Genomic DNA, 10,563 nt, shown 5'->3' on the forward strand with positions numbered 1-10,563 from the left:
GGGCATTAGCCCGTCCTCTAGTTTATTTCTTTTTCTTCTTTTTGTCAAAGAAAGATTTTACGCCCTCCATGGGACCGGGCGAAAGCTCGCCCATGGCTTCGCCATAGGCACGCAGCGCCTCCTTCTGTTCGTGGGTCAGGCCGGTGGGCACCTGTACGTTCACGGTGACGTACTGGTCGCCCCGGCCCCGGCCGTTGACGCTGGGAATGCCCTTGCCCCGCAGGCGGAAGGTGGTGCCGGGCTGGGTGCCCGCCGGCAGGCTCCACTTCACCTTGCCGTCGATGGTGGGAATCTCCAACTCCGCCCCCAGCGTGGCCTGGAGGAAGGTGACGGGGTGCTCCAGATAGACCGACGTGCCGTCCCGCTTGAAGAATTCGTGGGGGCGGACGGTGACGCTGATGAGCAGATCGCCCGCCGGGCCGCCGTTTTTGCCCGCGCCGCCCTGTCCCCGGAGGGAGACCGCCTGGCCGTTGTCGATGCCGGCGGGGATGGAGACGGTGAGCTTGCGCTGACGGCGGACGCTGCCTGCGCCGCCGCAGCTCTTGCAGGGCTGATGGATGATCTTGCCCTTGCCGCCGCACTTGGGGCAGGTGGTGGTGGTGGCGAAGGTAAAGGCCCCGCCGCCCCGCTGGATACGGATCTGGCCGCTGCCGTGGCAGTCGGGGCAGACCTCCGCTGTGGTACCCGGCGCGCAGCCGGTACCGTGGCAGTCGTCGCAGGGTTCGGTTCGGTTGAGGGTGATCTCCTTCTCACAGCCGAAGGCCGCCTCCTCAAAGCTGATGGAGACCGACGCCCGCAGGGTGTCACCCTTCATGGGGCCGCTGCGCGCACGGCTGGAGCCGCCGCCGAAGCCGCCCCCGAAGAAGGAGCCGAAGATATCGCCCAGGTCGATGTCGCCCATGTCAAACCCGCCGAAGCCGCCAAAGCCGCCCCCGGGTCCGCCCGCGCCGAAATTGGGATCCACACCCGCATGGCCGAACTGGTCGTAGCGGGCGCGCTTATCCTTGTCGGACAATACCTCGTAGGCCTCATTGGCCTCCTTGAATTTGGCCTCGGCGGTCTTGTCGCCGGGATTCAGATCCGGGTGGTACTGCTTGGCCTTTTTCCGGTAGGCCTTCTTGATCTCCTCGTCCGTGGCGCCCTTGGACACGCCGAGGACTTCATAATAATCTCGTTTCTGTTCTGGCATAGGGTTCTATCACCTCTTAACGGGAGAAACGGGCGGGTCTGGGGGCCGCCCCCTACTGCGTAGGAGCCAACTCCAGACCGGCCCGTGCTCACCGGACGAATTTACTTCTGGTTGTCGTCGTCTACCACTTCATAATCGGCGTCCACCACGTTGGGATCGGAGCTGGCGGAACCGGCCTGGGCGCCGCCCATGTCGGGGCCAGGCTGCTGACCACCCTGGGGATTGGCCTGCTGATACATCTTCTCCGCGATGGGATAGAAGGCCTTGCTGGCCTCCTCGGTGGCGGCCTTGATGGCGGCCACGTCGGTGCCCTTCAGCGCGTCCTTCAGCTTGTTCAGCGCGGCCTCCACGGTAGCCTTGTCGTCGGCGCTGATCTTGTCCTTGGCGTCCTCCAGGGCCTTCTCGGTCTGGTAGACCACCTGGTCGGCCTGGTTGCGGACGTCGATCTCCTCCTTCTTCTTGGCGTCCTCGGCGGCAAACTGCTCGGCCTCCTTGACGGCCTTGTCAATGTCCTCCTTGGACATGTTGGTGGAGGAGGTGATGGTGATGTGCTGCTCCTTGCCGGTGCCCAGATCCTTGGCGGACACGTTCACGATGCCGTTGGCATCGATATCGAAGGTGACCTCGATCTGCGGCACGCCGCGGCGGGCGGGGGCGATGCCGTCCAGGTTGAAGCGGCCCAGGGTCTTGTTGTACTGGGCCATCTCGCGCTCGCCCTGGAGCACGTGGACCTCCACGCTGGTCTGGTTGTCGGCCGCGGTGGTGAACACCTGGCTCTTCTTGGCGGGGATGGTGGTGTTGCGCTCGATGAGCTTGGTCATCACGCCGCCCATGGTCTCGATGCCCAGGGACAGGGGGGTGACATCCAGCAGCAGCAGGCCCTTCACGTCGCCGGTGAACACGCCGCCCTGGAGCGCCGCGCCCATGGCCACGCACTCGTCAGGATTGATGCCCTTGAAGCCCTCCTTGCCGGTGAGCTTCTTGACCATCTCCTGCACGGCGGGGATACGGCTGGAGCCGCCCACCATCAGCACCTTGGAGATGTCGCTGGAGGACAGGCCGGCGTCACTCATGGCCTGCTTCACGGGGCCGCTGGTGGCCTCCACCAGGTTGGCGGTGAGCTGGTCGAACTTGGCCCGGGTGAGGGTCAGATCCAGGTGCTTGGGGCCGGTGGCATCGGCGGTGATATAGGGCAGGTTGATGTTGGTGGAGGTGACGCCGGACAGCTCGATCTTGGCCTTTTCGGCGGCCTCCTTCAGGCGCTGCATGGCCACCTTGTCGCCGGTCAGGTCAATGCCGGTGTCCTTCTTGAACTCGGCGGCCATCCAGTCCATGACGCACTTGTCGAAGTCGTCGCCGCCCAGGCGGTTGTTGCCGGCGGTGGCCAGCACCTCGATGACGCCGTCGTCAATGTCCAGGATGGACACGTCGAAGGTGCCGCCGCCCAGGTCGTACACCATGACCTTCTGGGCCTGCTCCTTGTCCACGCCGTAGGCCACGGCAGCGGCGGTGGGCTCGTTGATGATGCGCTTGACGTCCAGGCCCGCGATGCGGCCGGCGTCCTTGGTGGCCTGGCGCTGGGCGTCGGTGAAGTAGGCGGGGACGGTGATGACCGCCTCGGTGACGGTCTGGCCCAGATAGGCCTCGGCGTCCGCCTTCAGCTTCTGCAGGATCATGGCGGAGATCTCCTGGGGCGTGTAGGCCTTGCCGTCGATGTTCACCTTGTAGTTGGTGCCCATCTCGCGCTTGATGGACATGATGGTGCGGTCGGGGTTGGTGATGGCCTGGCGCTTGGCCACCTGGCCCACCATGCGCTCGCCGTCCTTGGAGAAGGCCACGACGGAGGGGGTGGTGCGGTTGCCCTCGGCGTTGGGGATGACGACGGACTCGCCGCCCTCCATGACGGCCACGCAGGAGTTGGTTGTACCAAGGTCGATACCAATAATCTTAGACATAAAGCAGTTCCTCCAATAATAAAGAAATTGGTTTTTTACAAGGTTGAGTGGTGGGCGCACCATGTGCGCCATGATGTCACGCTATGGGTTGGGCACATGGCCGGGCCGCTAAGTCCAGACTGCGCGAAAAATGCCGCTTCGGGCTGCGCCCGTCGCCTGTTTTTTCGTCTCCGTCCCGCCTTAGCGCCCCTATGTGCCTACCCTCCGCGCTTCTTAGTTGGCGACCTTTACCATGGCGAAACGGACCACCTTGTCGCCCGACTTGAAGCCGGTCTGGAACACATCCACAATGGTGTTCTCGCCAGCGCCCTCGTCCTCCACGTGCATCACGGCGTTGTGGAGGTTGGGATCGAAGGGCTCGCCCAGGGCAGGGATCTCCTCGATGCCCAGCTTGGTGAGAACCTCCTTGAGCTGGGTCATGGTCATCTCCACGCCCTTCTTGTAGGCCTCGTCGGCGGTCTCCTGCTTGAGGGCCCGCTCCAGGTTGTCGTACACCGGCAGGAAGGCCGCAGCGGTGTCCGCCTTGGCGTCCGACCAGGCGGATTCCTTCTCCTTCTGGCTGCGGCGGCGGTAGTTGTCGTATTCAGCGGCCAGGCGGAGAAATTTGTCCTCCTGGTCGGAGAGGCTCTTCTTGAGGGCCTCCAGCTCCTCCAGCAGGGGGTTGGGAGCCTCGGCCTCCGTCTCCTCGGTGGGGACGGCCTGCTCGGTCTGCTCTTCCGGGGTCACGTCCTCCGGCTTTTTTTCCTTCTTGCTCATGGGATGCATTCATCTCCTATTTCTCGTCGTCCCTGCCCTGGGGCAGTTCACCCTGTCCAAACAGCCGGGAGAGGCCCTCGGCCAGATAGGACAGGCGGGCGGTTATCTTGGCGTAATCCATCCGGGTGGGCCCAACCACGCCGATGACACCCCGCATGCCGTCGCCGATGTCGTAGCTGGCGACCACCACGCTGGTGTCCTTCAGCGCGTCGGCCACGTTTTCCGGGCCGATGAGGATCTTCATGGGATCGTCCTTGGGAACGGGGAAGCGGGCAGGGTCGGCGTCCTCGGAGAGGTAGCTCATCAGCGGCTGCGCCCGCTCCAGGCTGCGGTACTCGGGCAGCTCCAGCAGATGGGCCAGACCCGAGGTGTGGACGGTGCGCTGCTCCAGGCTCTCCAGCACCTCCATAGCGAAAGACACCACCAGGGAGATAAGCCCATAGGCCTCCCCGGCCGCATGCTGGGCCACCCGCATCAGCTCCGGGGTGATTTCCTCCAGCGTCAGGCCGGTAAAGGTGGTGTTCAGCAGGGTGTTGAGCATCTGAAGCTGGGCTTCCGTCAGGTCGGAGGGCAGGCGGATGAGCCGGTTACGCACGATGTCCGTGTCGGTCATCACCACGATGATGAAAGCGTTGCGCTCCACCATCAGCAGATCGAACCGCCGGATGGTCATGCGGCTCAGACCGGAGGAGAGGGCGAAGGAGGGGTAATTGGTGAGCTGGGACACCACCCGGCCCGCCTGGTCCAGCACCCGGTCCAGCTCCCGCATCCGCATGGCCAGGGCCTGGTTGATGCGCTGGGTCTCCTGGAGGGAGAGCTTGTGCTCCTCCATCAGCTCGTTGACATAGAGCCGGTAGCCCTTGGGCGAAGGGATGCGCCCGGCGGAGGTGTGGGGCTTTTCCAACAGGCCCATCGCCTCCAGATCCGCCATTTCGTTGCGGATGGTGGCGGAGGATACCTCCATATCGATGGAGGCGGCGATGGCCTTGGAACCCACCGGCTCCGCCGACTGGATGTAGCTCTCGATGATGGCGCGGAGAATCCGTTTTTTGCGCTCTGTTAAATCCATTCCGGCCACCCTTTCACAATGTTAGCACTCAAACTCTCTGAGTGCTAAAGATAATGTAGCACCGTCCCCCGAAAAAGTCAAGTGTTCTGGATGTAAATTAAATGTGAACGTAGAAAATTCAGCAGGCAAAGGGGTGGACTGCAAGTTTCGGGCGTTGACGGGGCGGCGGAACAATGGTATTCTATGTAAAAAGGAGGGGTGAATCCGTGGACGAGGGCCGAGGCTTCACGATTATCGACTATGAGGACCGCTACAAGCAGGCGCTGGAGGACATCTCCCTGCCCTGGCTGCTGGAATACGACCTGCTGGAGCCGGTGGATCTGGAGATGCTGGCGGAGCCCCACCGCTTCCTGTCCGGCGGTGGCCGGGTGCTGCTGGCCCGCTGGGGGGAGGAGATTGTGGGCATGGTCATGCTGGAGCTTCAGGGGAAGGGCCAGTGCGAGCTGCTCAAGTTCGGTGTGAAGGAGGCATACCGGGGCCGGGGCATTGGTACGGCCTTGATGGAGGCGGCGCTCCAGGCCGCCCGGGATGCAGGGCAGAAGAAAGCGGTCCTCACCTCCAACCATCAGCTCAGGGAGGCCCTGCGGCTGTATGAGCGGTTTGGGTTCAAATACGTCACCTATTCTGATAAATGGTTCCAGCTCTCCGACATCCGCATGGAGCGGGAGCTGTGAGCCGGCTTACAGAGAAAAATACCCCGGCTCCGCGCCCACAGGCGGAGCCGGGGTATTTTTTACAACGCGGTCACTCCGTACGGGAGAACTGGGTGACGTCGTTGATCCACTCCCGGGAGCGGAGGCGGTACAGGCCAATGCCGAACTTGACGAATTGCTCGGCCATGATGCCCACATAGACCCAGAAGATGCCCCACTGGAACACCAGGCCGAACAGGGCGGCCAGGGGGAGGGAGACGAACCACAGGGGGGTGGTGTCGATGATGGTGGCGGCCCGCACGTCGCCGCCGCCCCGCAGGACGCCCACGGTGTTGACGGAGTCGAAGGCCCGCAGGGCCAGAAAGACGCCGATGAAGGTCAGCATCATGGTGGTGATAGAGCCGGCGGTCTCCGACAGGTGGAAGAAGGGGTAGACCAGCCAGGGGAAGACGAACCAGGCCCCCAGGATCAGGGGAATGCCGATGATCAGGCCGCAGAGGAAGGCCAGGGTGTCCAGGGTAGCCCCCACCTCATAGACATGCTCCCGCCGGCCCGCGCCGATCTCCCGGCCCACGATGATGGCGGTGGTGTTGCCGATGGCGAAGATGGCCACGGTACAGAGATCCTCAATGTTGCCCGCCAGGGCGCGGGCGGCCAGGATCTCGGTGGAGCCCTCCATGTGGCCCATGATGACCTTGTAGAGGGAGGTGCCCAGGCCCCAGAGGGTCTCGTTGAGCACCACCGGCCCGGAGTAGTGGAGAAATTTGGCCAGCAGGGCGCGGCCCGGCCGGAAGAGCACGGCGGGCTTGAGCCGGAAGCGCCGGTTGGTCAGGGCGTAGGAGAGCATGATGACGAACTCCAGCACGCGGGCGGACAGGGTGGCCACCGCCGCGCCCACCACGCCCAGGGCGGGAGCGCCCAGGTTGCCGAAGATGAACACCCAGTTGAGGAAGGCGTTGGTCAGCATGGACACGCCGAAGATGATCATGCCCAGCTTGGGGTTCTCCATGGAGCGGTGGGCGCCCACGTACACGCCGGTGAGGCTGTTGAAAATATAGGAGAAGCCCACGATGCGGGCGTACTGGGCCGCCAGGGGCACCAGCTCCTGGTTGTCGGTGAGCAGGCCCATCAGCTGCTCCGGCAGGAAGAACATGACGGAGGCAAAGGCCAGGGAGATGGCCCCGGCCACATAGCAGCCCAGGCCGATGACCCGGTTAATGGACTCGGTGTCCCCCTTGCCCCAGAACTGGCTGATGAGGACGGAGGAGCCGCTCTGGAGTCCGAAAATGACTAGCTGGATGACGAAGACGGGGATGTTGGCCACCAGCACGGCGGCCAGGGGGGCTTCCCCCAGGGCGCCCACCATGAAGGTGTCGATCAGCCCCAGCAGGGTGGTGCACAGGTTCTGGAGCAGGATGGGCAGGGCCAGCCGCGCCACGTTGCGGTAGAAGGCCGCCCCCCGGTTCATATAGTGGAACAAACGCTCACCTCGCTGCAATTCTGGTCTTAGTGATTTCAGTCAGTCCCCCGGCCAGGGCGTCCACGTCGGCGCGGGTGCTCTCCGGGGAGAAGGAGACGCGGAGCACCCCCATCAGGGTGCGCTTGGGCAGGCCCAGGGCCGCAAACACGTGGCTGGGCTTCCCGCGGTGGCAGGCCGAGCCGGAGGAGACGTACACCCCCCGGTCGGACAGCTCCCGCACCAGCATTTCGCTGGGGTAGCCGGGCAGGGAGACGGCGCAGATGTGGGGGGCGTCCCCCCGGCTGATGATCTCCAGCCCGGGGACGGCAGAGAGTGATTCCAGCGCGTATTCTTTGATTTCTTGAATACGAGCGGGATAGTCCTCTTGCCACGCCGCGCAGGCGGCCGCCAGGGCCGCGGCCTGGGCGGTGGGCTCGGTGCCGGGCCGCAGCCCGCCCTCCTGCCCGCCGCCCGTCAGCAGGGGCTTGAGGTTCAGACCCCGGCGGATGTACTGTACGCCGATGCCCTTGGGGGCGCGGATTTTATGGCCGCTGAGAGTGAGCAGATCCACCCCCAGCTCCGCCGGGGTGAAGGGCACCTTCAGAAAGGCCTGCACCGCGTCGCAGTGGAGCAGGGCGGAGGAGCCGGCGTCCCGGATGGACTGGGCGGCCTCCGCCACGGGGAGAAGGGTGCCCAGCTCGTTGTTCACCAGCATCATGGACACCAGCACCGTATCGGGCCGCAGGGCGGCCCGGAGGGCGTCGGGGGACACGTGGCCGCTCCGATCCGGCTTGAGGTAGGTCACCTCATACCCCTGGGCGGCCAGGGCCTTCACCGGCTCCAGCACGGCGGCGTGCTCGATGGCGGTGGTAATGATGTGCCGCCCCTTCCGCCGTCCGTAGTCCGCGGCGGCCCGGACGGCCCAGTTGTCCCCCTCGGTGCCGCAGGAGGTGAAGACCAGCTCCTCCGGCGCGCAGCCCAGGCGGCCGGCCACGGCGGCGCGGTGCTCCTTCAGCGCGGCGGCGGCGGCCTGCCCCAGGGCATACCCGGAGGAGGGGTTGCCGTACCCCTCAGTCATGGCCTCCAGAGCGGCCCGGGCGGCCTCCGGACAGACCCGGGTGGTGGCGGCATTGTCAAGATAAGTGGGCATGTAACGGTCACCTCGTCCATGAATGGAATAAAGACAGTATTAAATATTTTATGCTCTGCCCTGTCGAAAGTCAAGGCCCGCCCCGGTTTTGGGCGGGCCTTGGTGCCTATTGGGAAAAGGATGCGTAGGGATCGGCCGTGTGGACGGCGCGCTCCGAAAGGATTTGCAGCAGCTCCGCTACCACGCCGGAGGGAAGGATGTAATAGGCCCATTCCTGTGTGTCTCCAGGGGCGTAACCGTCGTAAAATGCCGCCCGGCCGTCGGCCCAAAGGAAGAGCTCATATTGCTCGCCGTAGCGAAGGGACAGCTCCGGCTCCCCGGCGGAAAAGGCCGGGATGGAACTCCAGTCCTCGGAACGGAGCAGAGTACCCAGCCCGGAGCCCTCCTCCAGCTCATAATAGGAGCCGTCGCCGGTGCGGAGCAGGGTGCTGGACTCCAGATGCTCCGCCGCGGACTGGGGCAGCAGGCTGGGATTTTCCTTCCGCAGGAAGCCGGGCAGTCCGTTCAGGGCGTACCAGAGCCAGCCGCATCCGGCCGCCGCCAGCAGGGCGAGCGCAAGCCCCACAGCCAGGGCGGCCCCGCTCCGACGCCTCTCCTCCTCTGCCATTGTACACCCCTCCGTTTTGCCAGTATAACACAGAGAGGGCAGGGAAGCTTTACAAAACAATAAATAATTTCTAACTGTTTGACGCCGGGGGCAGGAAACGCCGCCACAGCCCGGAGTGGAAGAAGAGAAGGCCCAGCAGGGCGGAGGGGATGGGGGCCAGTGCCTCGGCCAGATAGAGGCCGCCGGCGCCCAGAGGGCCGGAGAGCAGGAGGCTGAGGGCCAGGCGCACCCCCACAGACTGGAGCAGGGCGTTGGCCATGGCCAGCCCGGCGGCGCCCACGCCGGTGGCGAAGGCGTCATAGGTGTACATGGCGGCGTAGAACAGGCAGTTGACCGAGCAGCAGACGCGCAGATAGCGCACCCCCTCGGCCACTACAGCGGGGCTAGGATCGAAGAAGGCCACCAGCGGGGCGGTGAAGAGCTCCTCCGCCTCCGGCAGACAACATAGCCAGGCGGAGTGGAGAACCCCGCCTGCGGTGCCGATGCGCCGGTGAGAGAGGAATCAGCGTTCCATATTTAACTCCGAACAACGGTTTACCTGTGTCAATATTCGGAGCGGAGTTCGATGCAGAGGGGACGCGCCATAACCGTCCCGCTTTTCCTGTGGGATGGGATCAGTTTGCCGCCCCGCGGCAGGGAGATCAAGAGGGTGTACGATGAACCTCCGAGTCGTTGGCATACATCTGGAAATTCAGCCCCTCCATGGCGGGAACATAGGCCGCCGCGACCCCGGCAAAGCGAGAAGCGTCCACGCCCTCATGCATTAGACCCTCCACATAGGTGTCCCAGTAGTCCTGGGTGAAGAGGATGCGGTACACCGGCTGGAAATAGGTCTGATAGTCCTGCGTGGCATACTCCAGGGTGACTTGCAGGATCTCCGCCCGCTCCGGGCAGTCCGTCTCCATGGTGCTCCAATAGTCGCCGGAGCGGAAGCGGGCCACCGCCTCCTCTGCCGTACAGATGGGGTAGACGCCGCAGGGGTCGCCGGGCGGAAGGGTGAGCTGGACCGCGTTCCCGTCGCGGATCGAGAAGCGGCGGAAGCTGTAATCATACAGTTGCTGCGCCAGCGGCGCGTCGGGATCGCGGTAGTAGAAGGTGCGGGTGACAGAGGGAGAGCCGTCATAGCTGTACTCCACCGCCGACTCCACGTCCCACAGCTCCGCGTCCGTGCCGGGATACAGCCCATACAGGGTTACCGGAGAAGACGCCGCGTCCAACAGCTCCAGACGGGATTGCCCGTGCAGCCGGAGGGTCTCCCCGCCGGAGCCGTCGGCCCACAGGGCGGGGGCCCAGCCCTGGGACGGCTCCGCCGTGCCCTCCCGCCACTGGGTAGAGGTGATGGTGCACCCCAGGGCTCCGGCCAGCTCCTCCAGCCGGGTTCGCTGCTCCTCCTCCGTGGGGCGGGGATTGCGGTAGATGGGCAGCTCGGTGAGCTCGTCCAGCCGGCCGGCGGTGGGGCAGCTCTCCATCTGCTGGGCGGGATCCTCCACGATGGTAATCCAGCTCCCCGCGTCTGGCAGGCTCCACACGTCGGCGGGCGGAGTGTGGGCCGGCGCGGGGGTGCGGGCCACGCCGGGGGTGCCGGAGGGCTCCACGGCCGGGGTGTGGGTGGGCAGGGAGAGGCCCCACCAAAGCCCGCCGGCAAAGAGGACGGCGCACGCTGTGGCGGCCGCGGCCCGGAGCAGGCGGCGGGGCCTGGCGGGGCGAACCGGGGCAGTGCCGGCC

The 10,563-nt window shown here is 65.1% G+C and carries 10 protein-coding genes; 1 reads left to right on the plus strand and 9 read right to left on the minus strand.

The window, feature by feature from the left end; translation table 11 throughout:
• Positions 1 to 22: 22 nt before the first annotated feature.
• The 4 genes from dnaJ to hrcA form a co-directional block, all read right to left on the minus strand.
• Positions 23 to 1,189, minus strand: a complete 1,167-nt coding sequence (gene dnaJ, locus ACESY8_RS14435) for a molecular chaperone DnaJ (protein WP_054339435.1) — start codon at positions 1,187 to 1,189, stop codon at positions 23 to 25.
• A 101-nt stretch (positions 1,190 to 1,290) separates the two neighbouring features.
• Complete coding sequence (gene dnaK, locus ACESY8_RS14440; RefSeq protein WP_009260233.1) at positions 1,291 to 3,144, minus strand: molecular chaperone DnaK; 1,854 nt, start codon at positions 3,142 to 3,144, stop codon at positions 1,291 to 1,293.
• 213 nt (positions 3,145 to 3,357) lie between these two features.
• Positions 3,358 to 3,909, minus strand: a complete 552-nt coding sequence (gene grpE, locus ACESY8_RS14445; RefSeq protein ID WP_009260234.1) for a nucleotide exchange factor GrpE — start codon at positions 3,907 to 3,909, stop codon at positions 3,358 to 3,360.
• A 7-nt stretch (positions 3,910 to 3,916) separates the two neighbouring features.
• Positions 3,917 to 4,969, minus strand: coding sequence for a heat-inducible transcriptional repressor HrcA (hrcA, locus tag ACESY8_RS14450; RefSeq protein ID WP_009260235.1), 1,053 nt, complete (start codon positions 4,967 to 4,969; stop codon positions 3,917 to 3,919).
• 206 nt (positions 4,970 to 5,175) lie between these two features.
• Between hrcA and ACESY8_RS14455 the strand changes: the two genes are divergently transcribed.
• On the plus strand, positions 5,176 to 5,643 hold the full coding sequence (locus tag ACESY8_RS14455; RefSeq protein WP_007492745.1) for a GNAT family N-acetyltransferase: 468 nt from the start codon (positions 5,176 to 5,178) through the stop codon (positions 5,641 to 5,643).
• A gap of 70 nt (positions 5,644 to 5,713) precedes the next feature.
• Here ACESY8_RS14455 and ACESY8_RS14460 read toward each other — a convergent pair whose 3' ends face one another.
• The 5 genes from ACESY8_RS14460 to ACESY8_RS14480 form a co-directional block, all read right to left on the minus strand.
• The gene (locus tag ACESY8_RS14460; RefSeq protein ID WP_009260236.1) at positions 5,714 to 7,102 is read right to left on the minus strand and encodes an MATE family efflux transporter; all 1,389 of its coding nucleotides are present in this window, start codon (positions 7,100 to 7,102) and stop codon (positions 5,714 to 5,716) included.
• 4 nt (positions 7,103 to 7,106) lie between these two features.
• Positions 7,107 to 8,231, minus strand: a complete 1,125-nt coding sequence (locus ACESY8_RS14465) for a cysteine desulfurase family protein (RefSeq protein ID WP_054339436.1) — start codon at positions 8,229 to 8,231, stop codon at positions 7,107 to 7,109.
• A 106-nt stretch (positions 8,232 to 8,337) separates the two neighbouring features.
• Positions 8,338 to 8,838: a hypothetical protein gene (locus ACESY8_RS14470; RefSeq protein WP_054339437.1), complete on the minus strand. Its 501-nt coding sequence runs from the start codon at positions 8,836 to 8,838 to the stop codon at positions 8,338 to 8,340.
• Between the two features lie 70 nt (positions 8,839 to 8,908).
• Entirely contained in the window at positions 8,909 to 9,199 is a 291-nt protein-coding gene (locus ACESY8_RS14475; RefSeq protein ID WP_152970531.1) for a hypothetical protein, read from the minus strand.
• Positions 9,200 to 9,479: 280 nt separating this feature from the next.
• Positions 9,480 to 10,563, minus strand: a 1,084-nt coding sequence (locus ACESY8_RS14480; RefSeq protein WP_498794811.1) for a hypothetical protein, incomplete at its 5' end; no start/stop codon positions are given.

This window comes from Clostridium sp. ATCC BAA-442 (assembly GCF_964239415.1).
GTDB lineage: Bacteria > Bacillota > Clostridia > Oscillospirales > Oscillospiraceae > Flavonifractor > Flavonifractor plautii.